Annotated in this window: 17 protein-coding genes; 5 read left to right on the top strand and 12 right to left on the bottom strand. The window is 43.6% G+C overall.

The genetic code is table 11. The features are described 5' to 3' along the window. The first annotated feature begins 26 nt into the window (after nt 1-26). The gene (locus AACQ93_RS08890; RefSeq protein WP_084419073.1) at nt 27-467 is read left to right on the top strand and encodes a helix-turn-helix domain-containing protein; all 441 of its coding nucleotides are present in this window, start codon (nt 27-29) and stop codon (nt 465-467) included. 1,086 nt (nt 468-1,553) lie between these two features. Here the strand turns inward: AACQ93_RS08890 and AACQ93_RS08885 are convergent. Together AACQ93_RS08885 and AACQ93_RS08880 are read right to left on the bottom strand one after the other, a co-directional pair. After that, on the bottom strand, nt 1,554-1,760 hold the full coding sequence (locus AACQ93_RS08885; RefSeq protein WP_064604176.1) for a hypothetical protein: 207 nt from the start codon (nt 1,758-1,760) through the stop codon (nt 1,554-1,556). Between the two features lie 698 nt (nt 1,761-2,458). Further along, on the bottom strand, nt 2,459-2,743 hold the full coding sequence (locus AACQ93_RS08880) for a hypothetical protein (protein ID WP_007467836.1): 285 nt from the start codon (nt 2,741-2,743) through the stop codon (nt 2,459-2,461). Nucleotides 2,744-3,013: 270 nt separating this feature from the next. Between AACQ93_RS08880 and AACQ93_RS08875 the strand changes: the two genes are divergently transcribed. Next, entirely contained in the window at nt 3,014-3,412 is a 399-nt protein-coding gene (locus tag AACQ93_RS08875; protein WP_064604171.1) for a response regulator, read from the top strand. Between the two features lie 138 nt (nt 3,413-3,550). Here AACQ93_RS08875 and AACQ93_RS08870 read toward each other — a convergent pair whose 3' ends face one another. Next, nucleotides 3,551-4,285: a PilZ domain-containing protein gene (locus AACQ93_RS08870; RefSeq protein ID WP_064604167.1), complete on the bottom strand. Its 735-nt coding sequence runs from the start codon at nt 4,283-4,285 to the stop codon at nt 3,551-3,553. Between the two features lie 302 nt (nt 4,286-4,587). On the opposite strand from AACQ93_RS08870, the gene AACQ93_RS08865 reads away from it, so the two are divergent. Then, on the top strand, nt 4,588-4,833 hold the full coding sequence (locus tag AACQ93_RS08865; RefSeq protein ID WP_064604164.1) for a hypothetical protein: 246 nt from the start codon (nt 4,588-4,590) through the stop codon (nt 4,831-4,833). A 47-nt stretch (nt 4,834-4,880) separates the two neighbouring features. Here the strand turns inward: AACQ93_RS08865 and AACQ93_RS08860 are convergent, their stop codons facing one another. The 4 genes from AACQ93_RS08860 to matP all read right to left on the bottom strand — a co-directional run bounded on the left by AACQ93_RS08860 (nt 4,881) and on the right by matP (nt 6,761). Then, nucleotides 4,881-5,363, bottom strand: a complete 483-nt coding sequence (locus tag AACQ93_RS08860; RefSeq protein ID WP_064604161.1) for a hotdog domain-containing protein — start codon at nt 5,361-5,363, stop codon at nt 4,881-4,883. Nucleotides 5,364-5,440: 77 nt separating this feature from the next. Further along, entirely contained in the window at nt 5,441-5,842 is a 402-nt protein-coding gene (locus AACQ93_RS08855; protein ID WP_064604158.1) for a PPC domain-containing DNA-binding protein, read from the bottom strand. Between the two features lie 69 nt (nt 5,843-5,911). Further along, entirely contained in the window at nt 5,912-6,217 is a 306-nt protein-coding gene (locus tag AACQ93_RS08850) for a DUF3634 family protein (RefSeq protein WP_007467848.1), read from the bottom strand. An 85-nt stretch (nt 6,218-6,302) separates the two neighbouring features. Continuing rightward, nucleotides 6,303-6,761, bottom strand: a complete 459-nt coding sequence (gene matP, locus AACQ93_RS08845) for a macrodomain Ter protein MatP (RefSeq protein ID WP_007467850.1) — start codon at nt 6,759-6,761, stop codon at nt 6,303-6,305. A 307-nt stretch (nt 6,762-7,068) separates the two neighbouring features. On the opposite strand from matP, the gene AACQ93_RS08840 reads away from it, so the two are divergent. Beyond that, the gene (locus AACQ93_RS08840) at nt 7,069-8,781 is read left to right on the top strand and encodes an AAA family ATPase (protein WP_064604155.1); all 1,713 of its coding nucleotides are present in this window, start codon (nt 7,069-7,071) and stop codon (nt 8,779-8,781) included. A 69-nt stretch (nt 8,782-8,850) separates the two neighbouring features. Next, nucleotides 8,851-9,366, top strand: coding sequence for a bifunctional 3-hydroxydecanoyl-ACP dehydratase/trans-2-decenoyl-ACP isomerase (fabA, locus tag AACQ93_RS08835; RefSeq protein ID WP_007467854.1), 516 nt, complete (start codon nt 8,851-8,853; stop codon nt 9,364-9,366). Between the two features lie 218 nt (nt 9,367-9,584). Here fabA and rmf read toward each other — a convergent pair whose 3' ends face one another. From rmf to rlmKL, 5 genes are all read right to left on the bottom strand, one after another. Continuing rightward, entirely contained in the window at nt 9,585-9,758 is a 174-nt protein-coding gene (gene rmf, locus AACQ93_RS08830) for a ribosome modulation factor (RefSeq protein ID WP_007467856.1), read from the bottom strand. 173 nt (nt 9,759-9,931) lie between these two features. Next, entirely contained in the window at nt 9,932-11,998 is a 2,067-nt protein-coding gene (locus AACQ93_RS08825; RefSeq protein ID WP_064604144.1) for a DUF3466 family protein, read from the bottom strand. Further along, complete coding sequence (gene uup, locus AACQ93_RS08820) at nt 11,998-13,923, bottom strand: ATP-binding cassette ATPase Uup (RefSeq protein WP_064604141.1); 1,926 nt, start codon at nt 13,921-13,923, stop codon at nt 11,998-12,000. The genes AACQ93_RS08825 and uup overlap by 1 nt, the downstream gene beginning before the upstream one ends. Further along, nucleotides 13,910-14,161, bottom strand: a complete 252-nt coding sequence (locus tag AACQ93_RS08815) for a glutaredoxin family protein (RefSeq protein WP_064604137.1) — start codon at nt 14,159-14,161, stop codon at nt 13,910-13,912. Before AACQ93_RS08815 ends, uup begins: the two co-directional genes overlap by 14 nt. Beyond that, nucleotides 14,162-16,300, bottom strand: coding sequence for a bifunctional 23S rRNA (guanine(2069)-N(7))-methyltransferase RlmK/23S rRNA (guanine(2445)-N(2))-methyltransferase RlmL (rlmKL, locus tag AACQ93_RS08810; RefSeq protein WP_064604134.1), 2,139 nt, complete (start codon nt 16,298-16,300; stop codon nt 14,162-14,164). Between the last annotated feature and the right edge of the window lie 1,096 nt (nt 16,301-17,396).

Genomic DNA, 17,396 nt, shown 5'->3' with positions numbered 1-17,396 from the left:
GTCAGGGGTAATATATAGGGTTATAATTGACACCACAAGATCAATTAGAGGAATTTATTGTGTCTATAGGAGAAAATCTAAAGCGTCTGAGGCGTGATAGGAATTGGACGCAGGGTCAGTTAGCTGATCATTGCGGAATAAGATTAGGGCAAATTTCAAAGATAGAAAGAAGCGAAACAGATCCAAAGTTAAGCACTCTATACGCACTGATGAATGCCTTAGAATGCACTCCTAATGCCCTATTATGTGATACTGACAAAACAAGCTTAGATGGCCTGCTAACCATTGCCCTAGAAAGGATGCAAAAGCTTCCTGAGCGTGACAAAAACATTTTGCTAGAAATAATTGATAAGTATTGCATCGCTAAAAGCATGCAAGACATCATCGAAAACGAAGATGGAACAATTTTCGGGTTTAGATCTTTCGCTGGAAAAACCAAAGAAATGGCAAGAAAAGACACAGATTAAGTTGAAGCACTCAAACTTGATTGATGGTGAAATTCCGGAATTCCGGAGTTAGTTCGGGTGTTACAGGAACCCGAACCTCTTTTTGTAACATCGCAATAACAAGTATCAGTCATGGTTGCCTTGCGCTTGAGCACAAGGCAACCACCCCCCAGAGGGCCCCTCCTTGCGCTCAAGCGCAATTCCCTAGTGATATTGAAAGCGAAATTTCGAGGCGTGTGCGGCGCGTTCAGGTGTCACAGACTATTGCCGCCGGCTATTACGGTTACACCGGAGCAAACCAGTTTTTGGCCTAGCAGGATGGATGGTTTCAGAGCGGTTTTTGATACTTGGCGGGCCCGGCCAGTTTAGACCTGGAGCAAAAATCAGTGTTTGGTGGATGGCCTTAGTATGCCTTCGGCATGAATATCATTCTTACTGATATTTCTAATAAAAAACAGTAATTAACCTATGAAGTGCTTGAAAACGACAAGCTATTAGCTTTATAGTTGTCTTCGTTGTTTTTCACAAACAACAAAAGCCACAGTAAAGTGGCCTGAAAAAGTGATTGGTAACATCAGGTCTCGCCAAAGATTGCTGTTACCACCACTATCTTTAAACTTTTAATATGGAGAATTATTATGAATTCTCATTTATTTGAGTACACCACTATTGCTCTTATGATCGTTCAAATCATAGTTACAATCTACTGGTAGTGCTCTCTAAAAGCCTCATCTTATTCTTATTGATGGGGCTTTTTCTTTTTCTGTTGTCACAAGTTGCCACAACAATAACACAGAAGCAGTGTAAGAATGCTTACACTCAGAGTCAAGGAAAAATAACATTCTTTGTTACAGTTGTGCCGTCATCTGTAATGAGTAAATCGCTACGCATTATGGAGTTATATTACGGGCTATCAGCTGGAAAACGATTCTCCTGATGACAGCGCAGGCCGCGTTCGCGACCGCAGGCTGATATCCCTCGCCCACCTTTTCTGGCACTGCTAGGCGGTCAGTGCTGGCGCAATGATACTGACCACAAACCACTCAACATAACTCATAACCATAATGCGCACTCAGAAGGGTTAAATCCAGTTAGGAATGTCCTGAGTTATCCCGGCTCGTGTCCTTCAAAAACACCTGCAACAAGCATCTCGTTATACAGTTCTGGCGTCAGCTCGACCAGCTCGTATTCATCGTAATCCATTGAGCAAACAGCTTTAAGATCATCCCACGATTTAAATGTGTAGAACCCATCTTGCTCTGTGAATGTTGAAATCATATCGGGCGTTGTTGCATCGTAAAAAACTTTTATCATCACTCAGCTCTCTCTAATCCAAATTGTTTGACCAAGTCATGCCATTCTGAGTTGGTCAGCTCATCACCGTCTGCATATAATCGATACCAGATAGAAATCATCATCAACTTGGGAAACACTTTCCACGAAGATTCTCATCAACTTATCGCTCGACACGTATGTCGTCTGTGGTACTGGTTTATCCATGCTGCTTTCCTTGTTCATCAAACGCAACCTGCCAAAAATCATGACATTTTGGGCACTGTTCTTCATAGAGGTAAATTTCATTGTTGTGGGAATACTCGCAACAACAAATGTTTACCGGGCCGCAGACCGGACAATTATCAGACCGTGTGTAACGTTTTGTTCGATATATTTTTTCTGTGGAAAGATTTTCAGAAATTGGGAATTGGTGGATTAATAAATGCCGCAAGGCTTTTTACAGCGACCGCCATGCTGTTTCCATGTCAGTAAGCCAATGCCTGGCTCCCCGACTTCATCACCGATTTTAATGAATCATTGAGTGACAACGTAACAAATTTAAAAAGAACCTATACCGCGCAAGCCACAAGGTGAAATCGAAAAGAAATAAGTTCTATTATCGCTTTCCTGATCGTAGGTTGTTTTAGACGTCGACACAAAAAACGCTAATTGCTTATTACCTTTCATGTATTCAAAAGCCCGCTAGGCGGGCTCTTGCGACTTTACTTATTTGCAATTTAGGCTTGTTGTAGTGCCCAGGTTTCCACATCAATAGTGTCATTAACGTATTTAGTGTGAATAAGGCTCAGAAATACAATGCGATCCCTTTCATGAGCAATTGAAAGTTTCTCGGCTACTGACTTGCAAGACACTACCCAACCCTCGTTTTGATCTTTGGTAATACCGAAGTTACCAATAGCACCTTTAGCTGGGCTCTCTACTACCTTGTATAGGTCCAGGATTTCTTTAGGGGCTGCTTCTGATTTGAATACAGTATCCAACCACTGTTCGAAATTAGTCATATAACCTCCGATTTATTTGTATGACAAATGGTGTTTGCGAATAAATATACTCTCTCAAAGTTATAAATAAAGGCGTTGATATGCATTTTGGGGCATGAATTGATTTAGCTCAATTTATGCATGAAGGCTTATATTGCGTGACCGCGTCACTGCATACAGTTACTCTGTGCTCTAGCTTAAATTATTGATTATGCTGCTTGTTAACCTAGACACAGTGTTCTATCTTTATATGCATATAAATCAATATCATGTTCTGGTCGGATGTGTTTCATGGATAGATTTTTGATTGTTGAAGATAATAAGTTGATGGCTGAAATATTGGCTCAGATCTTGAGGAAGTGCTCAAACCCGAGGGAGGTTATAAAAGTTAGCAATGTAGCTATGGCACAACGTGTGCTCATTGATGCCAGCGACCGAATTGATGCAATCTTTCTCGATTTGAATATAGAAAACCCTTTAGATGGCATTGAGTTACTAGGCTACATCAGGAAAAATTTACCTAAGATGCCAGTTGCTATTATCACATCTGAAAGTGAGACAGATGTCGTGAAAAAAGTGCTTTCTCACCAGCCTCAGGATTACCTGATCAAGCCTCTTTCGGTACATAAAGTTCAACGCAGTTTGGCAAAATTTAAGGCATCAGCCGAGAATACTGTCGCTAACAGTTAAGAAAAAGCCGTATTTCCTTGCTTGGTGATACGGCATATTACTTTTACTTACTTCATCGTTTCTTTGACTTTTTTACTTATCTACTAACGCAAGCAATTGTTTTAGGCTCGGTGTGCGATAATTTCTGACCGACTCATACTAATTCTTTCGGAAAGAAAGCTTGGATCCGTCAAAGATCAGTTTGGACAGTAAGCGTTTGACTTGCTGATTTCCAAGTTCGTCAAATATTAACCCATAGCGATTCAAAGTGCCGACTCGTTGCCCTTGCTTACTCTTTACCTTTCCGGACAAATGATACTCTTCTCCAGAATTTGGGTTCTGAACCATGATTAACATCTGAGTGTTATCCTCAAACTGCAGGCCGGTTACATCATGATAGAAGCCACAACCGTGCTTAGAAAGATCGGTAAATTCCACCAGCACTTTCCTATTCGATAGCGAAAGTTCACCTTGCAGGCTGACATCGTATCTTGGTTCACTGCGAAGCTGAATAAGTTCAGCAGTAGAAGGCAGATCCAGCACTAACAAACGGACTGGTTTAAAAAGGATGTTTGAGATCTGCGTTTTAAAATTAACAACGGCACCTTCGCCCCGTTCTGATATCGCTTTTACTTTTAGCCAGAAGCCATCGTAAAAGTACTGATCGAAATCGGCCTGGCTCAGAGCCGGTAACTCAAGAAAGACTTCGTCACGACTATTGGTGCCAATGAATGTTGTTTCAGCCCTGAACCAGCGCCCCAAAGGAGTCTTCACACTGATTGTAACTTCACTGCCATGGTTGATCATTGCGATCCCCTGGCTACCAGAGACAGTTTGTTCTCTATCTTTATTCGACAGAAAACGTTCTCTTAGTTCATTTCCTTTCGATTTCAATATATAACCCGTTGACGTTATTTGTTTTATTTATGTATATGGAGGATTCTAATCAGATAGCTCAAATTTACAACCGTGCTGGTTAGACTCTTATCAACAAGTTGTTTTGTTGCTTATTTTTTTAACAGATTAGAGTTTTTGATTTAATTGTAAATAAAAAGTTATGGTGCATTAGAGGAGCTCACTATGCCATCAAAAATGAATTTCCATCTTTATACTTCCCGCGGAGAAAGCTATCTAATTATTTGAATGATTTCCTCTTTTTATTAAAATGCTTTCAAAATAACAAATGATGACGTCCAATGGCCATAACAATAAGAGACATCGAACAACATTACTTCATGATTGAAGAGCTCAAGCAACTAACTGAAAGCAAAGTGACAACCAAAGCGCTGATCAAAGGCGGTTATCTTGCTGTGGATATAGGAAAGCAACTAGAAGAAGAGAAAGAAAAGCGCCTAAAGGCTGAAGCCGAGCTAGCAGAATTAAAGGCCACCATCAGTCAGTACCTCGACAGTAAACAGGCTCTGATTAATGTGCTGAAATAAATAAACGTCTATTACACCGTAAACAGAAGCCCTGTTTAAATTCGATTTTAATCAGGGCTTTTATTCATCCACTCTTCTGTAACCGCAATCGCTTCCAGTGTTGCCTCGACACAAGTTTTTCCTTCAGATATGAGCTTACAGGCCAGAGATGCTCTTTTCTCATTATAATCGTTCACAGAGGCTTCCAAGGTCACTTGCTCCGCGATATTAACCGGCCTTTTATAATTCAGAGTTAGATTGCTTGTAGCAAACCAGATCGGACTTCCCTCGCCTATTTCTCTTTCCTGAAACTGATAGGCGTATGCGATTGCTGTGCAAATACAATGACAATCAATGATCATGGCAATAATGCCGCCATTGAGAAAGTGTGAAGGTGCAGCGGTATGGTAATAGAGCGGATTAAATTGGCAAACAGACAGGTTCTCTCCTTCCCAATAGCTTTTTATTTGCAGGCCGTGTGGATTATCGGAACCGCATCCAAAACAATGATTCCCGACTAGCTTATCCTGAAAGTATTCATGTGAAGCCACTGTATATGCCCCTTATCTGTATAGACATCTCTGTTTAGTATATACAATACGAAATCAGTGGCTTTACATAGATAGTTTTAAACGTTTGAACGAACTGTGAGCTCATCAAATCCGGTGTTTGAATCAAACTCACGGCTAAATGCCAGGTTGTCATAGCTAACTAAGCACACCTCAGCGGTATAAGAAACCACTGAACCATCCATCAGGTGTCCGCCATATACATTGCCTTTTTGATCAGCAACGGAGATATGAAGATGAAGATGTGTTGGTGTCAGCGTACCAGCCAGAGTCAGGATTTCTAAAGGCTCTTCCAATGTCAGAGATTTCGCCTCGTCTGCCAGACGAATATTTGCTTTAGTGAGGCACCCGACACAACTCATCAGCGAACCAGCTGAAATGCTATTAGCTTTAACGTAATCAAGGATGGATTGTTTTAGATCGACGCCTTTTGTCAGGCGGAAAGCATGAGGTGTAACCATGAATATAGCCAAATTTCATTAATGTTCAGATACAAAAAAGGCTTCCTGAGAAGCCTTCTAATAATACGGTTAAGCGCGTCGACCACGTTTCTTGGTTGAGCCTGAATACGGGAAGACATTATGAATGCGTTGTTTAACTTTTGCTGGTACGGTTTTAGAAAATACCAGCTTCGTCGTGAAACGATTTTTGTAGACTTTGATTTTCCCGGAAAACGGCTGCTTGTGCGCAATGTCTTTACAGCCCATCAGAAAACCATTGGGAATATTTCCCTTTGATTGTGTCAGTTTGCCGTTTTCGAATTTCAGCACCATCACCGGCCGATCAATAAAGACAAGTATAAAGACGGCAACGGCCAATAAGATGACAAATTCCATTCACTTACTCCTTTAAGCGGATATTTCATAATTGAAAACATTCGGCTGTCGGAGTATGCAGAAAACTGGCGGCAGCCAAAGGCTATTAATCTAAATCGTAGTCCAGCAACTCATGCAGATTTTGTTTCAGGTCCGATACGGTTCTGCTGGCTACTTCAGTCTTATTACTTTCACTCAGCAAGTACTCAATGGTGTCAGACAAAGTACAATCGAGCTCTCTGGATTTTTCCGCCAGCCTTTCCCACACGCGATAATCCAGGTCGATTGACTTCTTGCGGGTATGGACCTGTTCAGCATTGAAATGACGTTTACGCTTTGCCCGGATAGCCTGTTTAAGCTTCTTATCAAGCTCCGGTGACATATTCTTGTCAATCCATTTGATAACCTTAGTCGGTTCATGTTCAATGGACAGCAAATCCTGTACAGCAGCTTCTGCCTCACTGGTATCAACATAACTGGTGATGGCTTCACCATCTTTCCATTTCTTAACCAGGTACTTCCATTTCCAACCTGCTTCGAGGTTTTCAAGCTGCTGATATTTCATATTCGTCGAGGATTCTCAGTAATGCTACACTTTACATGGTGACAGTGTAACTGCTGCTGTTTAAAAGCTCAATTATCTTTTCATTTTAACTGGTTGTTTTCAGTACATTTCGAACCATCGTCAAAAAAGAATGAAACATGATGCTCAGCTGAAACCAGTTAAAAGGCGGATTATTGCTATTGTAAACAATGGTTGAGATGAACTTAAGGATAAATCCAATAAATAACGTCTCCTATTGCCTATTATGCGGGCATTGATTCCATTATACTGCTGTCTTTTTCACAGTAACGGAATAAAGCTCAAGCCTATGCATGAACAATCCTGGCGTACGATGACTCCGGACTATTCTAAGTTTCACGCTATTTTAGACAAATATGACGATCTGGCACCGGCTCGTATCGGTACCCTGCAGGATCGTCTTGCAGATGCCGTACGCCGGTTTGCCTCTGTTGAATTACAGCCTCGTGTTCTGCGTATTACAGCGCCGGATAACAAAGTCTACCGCGACTACGTCATTGAGCTGTTAACTCATTATGATACTGAAGCTCAACAACGAAAGAATATCGATACCGGCAGTAATACGCCAATTGTTGTTGGTGAAAATGTAACGGAACAAAGCCTGTTTGGTGCTGTTTATCCGCCAAGTGAAGATGATAAATTAACTAAGCCGCAGATTAAGCACGGATTAGTACACCAGGCGAACAACGGTTACCTGGTGATGTCTGTAACAAGTATCCTCAGCAATCCAAGCCTGTGGCCTCGCCTTAAGAGCGTGCTGATGAACGGCTCTTTGGAATGGCAGCCTTCGACCAAGAAAGTACTCTATCCTCTACCACCAGCAGAGCAGCTTAATGTGAAGCTGATTCTTATTGGTGATCGCTACCTGATGGCCGAGCTGGAAAATGCTGAACCGGATATCGCCTCCGGCTTCTCAATGTACGGTGAGTTTGAGCAGGATTTGGTATTGAGTGATGAAAGCCTACCGCTTTACCTTGCTTATCTGAAAAGTATCACTCAAAAAACAACATTGCCTGAATTGGCTGATCGCGATGCACTGGAAGTGGTGCTGAAAACAGGCGCCCGTTACGCCGAAGATCAAACTCGCGTCCCTCTCTGCCCAATCTGGCATCAAAATCTGTTTTGTGAAGCCGCGATTGAATCTGAAGGTCGTCATATCACAGCTGAAGACCTGAAAAACTCCCTTAAAGCCCGTGAATTCCGTGAATCTTACCTGCCTGAGCGTGCTATCGAAGATATCCACCAAGGCCAGGTAGTGATTGACTGCCAGGGTGAGATGATTGGTCAGGTAAACGGCCTGACTGTGGTTGAAATGCCGGGTCACCCTCGTGCTTACGGCGAACCTGCGCGTATTTCCTGTGTGGTTCACTTTGGTGACGGTGACATCTCGGATGTTGAACGCAAAGCTGAACTGGCCGGTAACATTCACGCCAAAGGTATGATGATCATGCAGGCGTTTGTCAGCTCTGCTCTCGACCTGGATCAGCCACTGCCTTTCTCCTCCTCAATCGTGTTTGAGCAGTCTTACTGCGAAGTTGATGGTGACAGTGCCTCTTTGGCTGAACTATGCTCATTAGTATCTGCACTGGCAATACAGCCAATCAACCAACAGATTGCAGTAACAGGTGCAGTAGACCAATTTGGTCGCGTACAAGCTGTTGGCGGTATCAACGAGAAAATTGAAGGTTTCTATAAGGTGTGTGCCTATCGTGGCCTGACAGGCAAACAGGGCGTGATTCTACCTAAGACAAACCTGAGCAATCTATGTCTCAACGATGAAGTGCTGGAAGCGATTCGTAACGGCAAATTCCATCTATGGGCCGTAGAGAGTGTCGATGATGCCCTGCCATTGTTAACTGGCAAAGCTTTCCGTAGTGAGAGTGACGACCCGGAAACCATACTAGCGAAGATTGCGCAGCGAATTGAACACTTCCACCATGGCGATCATGATAGTGAAGTCAGTTGGTTAGCTTACATCCGAAACTGGTTTGTCCAGAACTGATCCGAGTTGTTAGGCGTACAGGTGTAAGCTAAATTGCCAGCATATCTTTCAAGGAGCTTAATAAGTCTGATGAAACGCCAGCAATCTTACACTTACGAAGAACTAGTAGCATGTGGTAACAACGAACTACACGGTCCGGACTTCCCGTCTCTACCATCTGACAATATGTTGATGATGGATCGTATCGTTAAAATTACCGATGAAGGCGGTGAGCACGGAAAAGGCTACATCCATGCCGAGCTGGATATTAACCCTGACCTGTGGTTCTTCGGTTGCCACTTTAAAGGTGACCCTGTAATGCCGGGCTGCCTTGGTCTTGATGCAATGTGGCAGCTAGTTGGTTTCTTCCTTGGCTGGGCCGGTGGTGAAGGTAAAGGTCGTGCTCTGGGTGTTGGCGAAGTGAAATTCACTGGTCAAATCCTGCCTGAAGCAAAGAAAGTTACCTATGAAATCCAGATGAAGCGCGTAATCAACCGTAAACTAATCATGGGCGTTGCTGACGGTCGTGTTCTGGTTGACGGTAAAGAAATTTACGTAGCGAAAGATCTGAAGGTTGGTCTTTTCAAAGATACCTCTTCTTTCTAACAACAACGAAAGTAAATGTATTCTAAAAGGTCGCTTATGCGGCCTTTCTCTTTATTTGGTTTAAATTCAAATACTTATAGATAGTGACATTGTCATCAAACCACCCTGTACTAGCTTCCCCAAATAAGTGAATTATGACGAGAAAATTCAGTCGTAGTGGCAGACATTAAAAAGCCCCTTCTCCTAAGGGGCTCAATAAGGGTGATATGAAGGGAGTGTTATTTATAGAGGCCAGATTGCAGATCTTCTCTTGCTTCTCGCCACCCACCTAGCCAATTAGTACGGGCATCCGCTGATTGATATGGACAATCTTCACTGGAACGACCATTAATACCTGCTTGATAGCCTCGAGCCTGTGCGCGCTCCAAACGATCCCGCTTTTGTCTCTTCATAGTACGATCCTCATCCTTATTAAGTGTATCTTTCATTACAATTGCATAATGATGGAGGTTTTGTGACCTCACTAATAAGAATTAGCCAAACTGAACCTTTGATCAACCCCTGAAAACAACTCAGGCTCACGATTTGTGAGCCTGAGTTAAATTTAAGCAATTTTGACAAAAAATTACTTTCTGCGTCTGAAACCAAACAAACCAAGTAGTGTCAAACCGAACAATCCGAAAGAGGCACCTTCACGTTTAATGATTGAATTATCTTCCGGACGCTGCTGGATTGTTCCACCAGGAATTGGAACCAGCTTAACCGCTACTACACGCTCTGTCGAAGCACACTGTGCACCTTGTGTTGCACTTGAATAGCCACCATCACACTTGAATGCAGTAGCCGAAATAACACCAGCATCATTGATGTCAGTTGCGTGAGCAATACGGAATGCGTTGTTAGCTGTAGCAACAGAGTCTGAACCGTAAGTCAGGTCGTCAATCAACCATGCTTTATTTGCTTTCAATGGAGAGCTTGCAATGTCTCCAGATGCCATATAAGTGAAAGCACGTTGGCGACGAACACGACCGTCAACTTGGTTAGCTGTCTCAGAATCAATCCAGCCAACTAACTGACCATTGTTGTTAATCGACGCAGCAAAGCCGTTATAACCGTTGAAGAACACTGAACCATCAATCGATGAATCTAGGAATTTCAAGTTATTATTCGCATTATCATAGATAAACACAGTTTCAGCATAAGAGCGATTTTGTGAGCTGAAGCTCTTAGCTACACCAACAACTTGGTTGTTATTATTGATATCTGTCGCGATAGTATAACGATACTTACGATCACCGCCCTGCTTAATGTTCAAGCCCGGGATCAGCTTACGATCCCACTGGTTATCTCCACCAAGAGTAAAACCATCTTTCGGCGTATAAATACTTGCGCTGATAGCATAGAAATCAGCATTGTTATTGTTATTCGAGTTGTTGCCAACTGAGTCTGTCGAATAACCGACAACAACCGGTTTACTATCTACGATCGCAACAGCACGAGCCGCCCCCTGGAATGAGCGATCATTCTCATCAGGATCCAGCGCGGCATAGGAATTACCATTCTTATCAACACGGTTAGCCAGGAATTTAGCTTCCGGGTTCGCAGCTGTTGTACCATCAACTACCCAGAAAGCAGCATCAGTCGCAAAGACGGCATGCTGACACTCACGGTTAGCATAAAGGAAACTGACACCTTCCGTACCACACTTCTTAAATGTGCTCGAGTTAAGTGAAAATCCATCGTTGTCACTGTCCGGCAACTTACGATCATCATCAAAGTTAGCTTTATCAAAAGCTGAACTACCGACAACAAGCAACTTGCCATCAAACTCAACAGCATCAGAAGCTACTGTCTGACCCATTTTTTCGACGATTGTATTGCTGGACGCCGGCGGATTTAGTGCAAACTTATTGGTAGACCCGAAGTTTATAAAACCACGTTTGTTGAACTGTCGTGCAAAACGGTCATTTTTTGAAAAATACGCGCCACTAGATACACCATAGGCGAAATCGGTACCAGCCAGATCACCAAAGCCACTAATTACACCATCAGAAGTTTGATGACTACTGATGATTGTGCCCAATTCGGCAACAGCTGCACTATCATACTTAGTTGAGTCAGACGAAAATGTAGCTACACGAGTCAACGACCCCGCTGTTTCCTCAGCAAAAGGTAAAGCACTTGCGTAGTAATTGTTGCTCCATGCGGCATGTTCACGATGCAAACCACCATAACCGGAACCGTCGTATGGTGCTTTAGTATTATAATCTAGACCGAAATACTGCTGGTTTGCCCAGATATCACAGGTATTAAAACCGATATTCTGGTTACAGTAGGCAAGAAAGCCAGAATAATCATTAACTTCGTGATAGTTATCATAAGTGAATGCAACTTCATCACGATAGTTGATGCCATCAGTACCAACACGGCTTTCACCGACAACCTTGAACTGGTCATCAGTACAACCAGCACCTGAATCAAAACAGTTTAATCCGGTCGATGCTTCGATAGCTTCAGCATAGGTCTCAACACGGCCGCTTAGTGATTTATTTTCATACCCCTGAGCGATAACGTCGCTTTCAGCAAGCTTCTGCTGGTCAACCTCAACAACCTTATATACCGCAGCATTGGCCTGAGTGGCACCGGCGATCAAAATCGCCAGTGTCGATAACTTTAACGTCTTTTGTTGCATTAGGATTCCTTTTGCATTGCTTCTAACTCTTCCCAGCGCTCAAATGCCTGCTCAAACTCTTCTTCCGCCTCAGTTAAACGAGTCAGTGTAGCCTGAGTGTCATTGTTCACATCCTGGAAGAATGCAGGATCGTTAATCAACTCCTGTAGTTGAGCAATTTCGTTTTCCAGATCTTCAATCTTTTGCGGCAAGCCTTCCAATTCCTTCTGAAGCTTATAAGACAGCTTCTTACCGGCTTTTGGACGTGATGCCTGGCGCTGTTTGTTTTCTTCTTTCTTCTTCGCTGCTTCAATTTGTGCAGCTTGTGCCTTCGCAATTTGTGTCAGCGAATTCGCGCGTTGCTCCATGGCATCATGATAGCCGCCAACGTATTCATCAATAACGCCGTTACCCTCAAAAATCCAGCTTGATGTCACTGTATTATCAACGAATTGACGGTCGTGGCTGACTAACAATAATGTTCCTTGGTAATTGGCAAGTATTTCTTCCAAAAGTTCCAATGTTTCGATGTCCAAATCGTTAGTTGGTTCATCGAGCACCAATAAATTATTTGGTTTAAGGAAGAGTTTAGCCAGTAACAGGCGGTTTTTCTCCCCACCGGACAAGGCCTTAACCGGAGTACGGGCACGACGCGGACTGAAAAGGAAATCTTGCAAATAGCCTAACGCATGACGGGTACGGCCGTTTACGGTAACTTCCTGCTTACCGTCAGCCAGGTTGTCGATGACGGTTTTTTCCGGGTCCAGGACTTCGCGGTACTGGTCAAAATAAGCAACTTCCAGTTTGGTACCACAATGAAAGTGACCCTGTGACGCTTTTAAATCACCCAGCATTAGTTTCAGTAAGGTACTCTTACCACAACCGTTCGGACCAATCAGGGCGATACGATCACCACGCATCACATTAAAGCTGAAGTCATTAATGATAGGCTGGTCGTCGTAACTATATGAGATATGTTCAGCTTCAAATACAATCTTACCTGAGCGATTTGCCTCCTGAAGATTCATATCTGCCTTACCCATCACCTCTCGACGTTCACTGCGTTCACGGCGAAGTTGCTTCAGAGCACGTACACGGCCTTCGTTACGGGTACGACGAGCTTTAATCCCCTGACGGATCCAGGCTTCTTCCTGTGCCAGTTTTTTATCAAACTCAGCATTCTGCTCTGCTTCTACGCGAAGCATCTCTTCTTTTGCGTCCAGGTATTTGTCGTAATCACCCGGGAAAGAAGCCAACTGGCCACGGTCAAGATCGACAATACGGGTCGACATAGAACGGATAAAGGCACGATCGTGGGAAATGAAAACAATAGAACCACGGAACTCTTTAAGGAAGCCTTCCAACCATTCAATGGTTGAGACATCCAGGTGGTTAGTTGGCTCATCAAGCAGCAGTACATCGGGGTCACAAACCAGTGCCCGTGCCAGAGCCGCTTTACGTTGCCAGCCACCGGAAAGGTCTTTAAGCAAAGTTGTAGGTTCAAGCTTAAGATGCTCAAGAACGGAAGAAATGCGGTTATCGAAGCGCCATGCATCAGCATGATCAAGCTTTTCCTGAACTTTAGCCAGCTTGTTAAAGTTGGACTCTGATGGCTCATTGGTGATTAAGGCAAGCAACTGGTGGTACTGTTGCAGCATCTGACCTACTTCAGCCAAGCCTTCTGCGACGAAATCGAAAACCGTTCCTTCTGCATCACGAGGCGGATCCTGTTCCAGGCGGGAAACACAAAGCTCAGACTGACGCTGGATGCTGCCATCATCAAGCAGAACGTCACCTGCCAGGACTTTCATCAGAGTCGATTTACCGGCACCGTTTCGTCCAACCAGACAAACCCTTTCATTAGGCTGAAGAATAAACTCAGCTTTATCTAATAAAGCGTGATCACCATACGCAAGTTGCGCGTTACTGATATTAATTAATGCCATTACTATTTAACCATGCTTCAAGCTCAGCAGCATCGAACGGCCAGCCGAGTTCAGAAATTGATGAGTCAGAATGTTGAATAGATAACACGGGAATTGTGACGCCGTAACGAGAAAAGAGCGCGTCATCAAAGGCGATATCGACCACCTGAACGCGCTCTTGGAAACCTGCGTCTTTGAGCAGGCCATGGGCCTGCTCGCAGAGGTGACATCCTTCCGTGCTATATAGCGTGATTAGCACTTAGCCTTCCTTGTGCGTGATAACCCAACAGTTGTGAATTTGCTTATTACGAGCAAAATCCATTGGAAGCGTTTTATCTGAAATGTTCTTAGCCTGAAGACCAAGTGCATCCAGTTTTTCAAAATCCATTTTGAAATGACGCTTGTTATTAGAGAAAACGATCTGCCCTTGTGGACGCAACATACGCTTAAGGTTTTCCATAAGCATGATGTGGTCACGCTGTACATCGAAGCTCTGATGCATACGCTTAGAGTTAGAGAACGTCGGCGGGTCGATAAAGATCAAGTCGAATGTGTCGTCTACTTCCTGTAGCCATTGCAGACAGTCAGCCTGGATAAACTCATGCTGACGACCTACCTGACCGTTCAACTCCATGTTTTCCTGAGCCCAACGCAGATAAGTATTAGACATATCAACCGTTGTTGTCGACTTAGCACCACCGCAAGCTGCATGTACGGTCGCAGAACCGGTGTAAGCGAACAGGTTCAGGAAGTCTTTGCCCTGAGCCATTTCGCCAAGTTTGCGACGTGTAATACGGTGATCCAGGAAAAGACCTGTATCAAGGTAATCGTATAGGTTAACTTTAAGCTGAACACCGTATTCATCAACCACCATGTGACGCTCAGCACTGGATAGCTTTTGATATTGGCTCTTGCCCTTCTGGCGCTCACGTACTTTCAGGATTACTTTGTTACCGTCGACACCCGTTACCTGAATCGTTGCACGCAGGATATCCATGATACGACGACGCGCAGTTTCTTCAGGAACAGACTTAGGTGCCGCGTATTCCTGAATGACTAAATAGTCGCCGTACTGGTCGATCGCTGCATTGTAGTTAGGCAGGTCAGCATCATAAATACGGTAACACTCGATACCTTCTTTCTTCGCCCACTTCTTGAGCTTGCCAATGTTCTTCTTAAGGCGGTTGGCAAAATCAGGAGCCACCTGGGTGTCCTCCAGTTTACCTTCCTTCTCACCTTCAGTGTGTTTAACACCACCACCGGTGATCAGGTAAGTTTTCAGAACACAATCCAACGCACCATTGCGAAGTTTGAACTGCTTATCCGCACGCATACGCATGCAGCTTAGCAATTCGTTTGAACCTGAGTAGATGGCCGCGGTTGAACCGGCAAAGGCCAGCTTCAAACGGTTACCCAGTTCACTGTACAAATTAATCAATTCAGGAGTTGTACCCAGACGCTCACCGTACGGCGGGTTACACAGAATCACGCCCGCTTCAAAACCTTCAGGACAAGTCAGCTGAGTAGCATCGCCATATTCAAAATCGATCAGATCTTTTACACCGGCACGACCTGCGTTATCACGCGCAATGCTAAGTACTCGACGGTCCTTTTCACGACCGAAGAACTTAGTTTCCACCTTGGCAGGACCACGACGGGCTTTCACTTTGGCCTCAGCATGGATTTCCATCCAAGCTTCTTTATCGAAATCTTTAATCGATTCAAAACCCCAGCGCTTGCGCTTAATACCCGGAGCGATTTCTGCAGCAATCATCGCTGCTTCAATCAGCAAGGTACCGGAGCCACACATCGGATCCAACAGAGGTTTTTCCGGAGTCCAGCCACTTTTCATTACGAGTGCTGCAGCATGAGTTTCACGCAGCGGAGCTTTACCTGCATCAGTACGGTAGCCACGCTGATGAAGACCACTACCTGCCATATCCAGACCCAGTACCCCTTTCTCGCCAGACAGACGCATGTGGATTCGCAGTTCAGGGCGTTCACGGTCGATGCTCGGACGACGCAGATCAGCCTTCGTGAAACGGTCTACAATCGCATCTTTCACTTTCATCGCGCCATACTGGCTGTTACGGATCGAGCGGTTTGTACCGTTAAAATCAACAATGATACGTGTATCACTACCAAAATAGTTCGGCCAGTTAATAGCCGTTGCACCCAGGTACAGATCCATATCGTCACGAACATTAAATTCGCTCAGTACCTGAATGATTCGTGAAGCAATGCGTGTCCACAAACAGCAACGGTAAGCCGTTGATTGTTCCGCGCGGAAACGGACACCTGCATGGACAACCTGGATCTGTTGTGCACCAAGTTGTTCTAATTCTTCTGCAAGGAGGTTTTCAAGACCTCGTGAAGTGATAGCTAGATATTGATTCATGGGGTTCTTTTCACACTTATGTTGCCGGGAATTATAACTGAAAACCGGGTAAAAACCTCGCTATAAAAACAACGGTAAAAGCCATTTAGTTAAAAAAGCAGCAAAATAAAACACTAATTTGGTTGTTACGAGTTACTCAAAGAGTTCCACACTATTTTTGACCGTAAAAAACCACGCCAACGCCGCTCAAAACTCTTTCGTCCAAATCAACTCTATCTTCTCTCCAGAGAAACAATGTGCCATGAGTAAACGCAAAAACCGATTATCCCTGCAGAGAAACAATCGTAATTGTGAGTGCTTGCTTTTCTATTGAATTATAACAGCACACCCAATAATTATATTGTTTCCATGGAAAAACAAACCTCTTATACCATTGTTTTTAAAGCACATTAAAGCCATTTATTGACAATATGAGAATCAAGTTATAGTTAATTTGTAAGTACTTACGTCTGTTTTTATAAGGCATAACTAATCGAAGTGTAATCATTCTTTCCTTTTGGGAAACTATTTCCACACAGGAAAGTATTAAGCATGTAACTTCATTTCATCAAAACAGGAAAAGGGGAAGATCAGTGAAGAATTCACTTTATTAACAAGAAAAAACCTGGTGTTTTTTTGCTCAAAAGCGACCAAAAGAGGCAGAAAAAAAGTGCTAATTTTTTTTTATTTTCTGATAAAAATCACTTATTTCGCTCAATATTTATACTGTTAGCGACTGCAAAAGAAATGTGCTTCATCTGTAATAATTTATAAAACTAAGAGTGCATCCTGCTCTCCCCCTGTGTCTCAGTGAATAAATCGGTCAATAAAGGAGATCACAGCTTCTGAGCCAGGCAAGGTGGTTAAGGGCTTCTACCATCATCTCTATGCTTCAAATGACATTTGAGACGCTCCCTGATGTACCTAATGTGGATGTGAGTTCCTAACACCGGGAGACTTGGTAAAAAGCTGACAGGCTGCCATAGAGTGATATTGGTGAATGAGGTGTGCTTAAGAACGAAGCGTTAGATTGGAAATATGAGTACAAGAAAGGCTGAAAAATAGAAAAGAACAGAAATGGTGCAGTGAGAAGAAGCCATTTTCACTGGACGATACT

It is taken from the genome of Photobacterium sp. J15, from assembly GCF_963870815.1.
GTDB lineage: Bacteria > Pseudomonadota > Gammaproteobacteria > Enterobacterales > Vibrionaceae > Photobacterium > Photobacterium marinum.
Note: the sequence above shows the minus strand (reverse complement) of the source record. Positions and strands in the feature narration are given on the sequence as shown.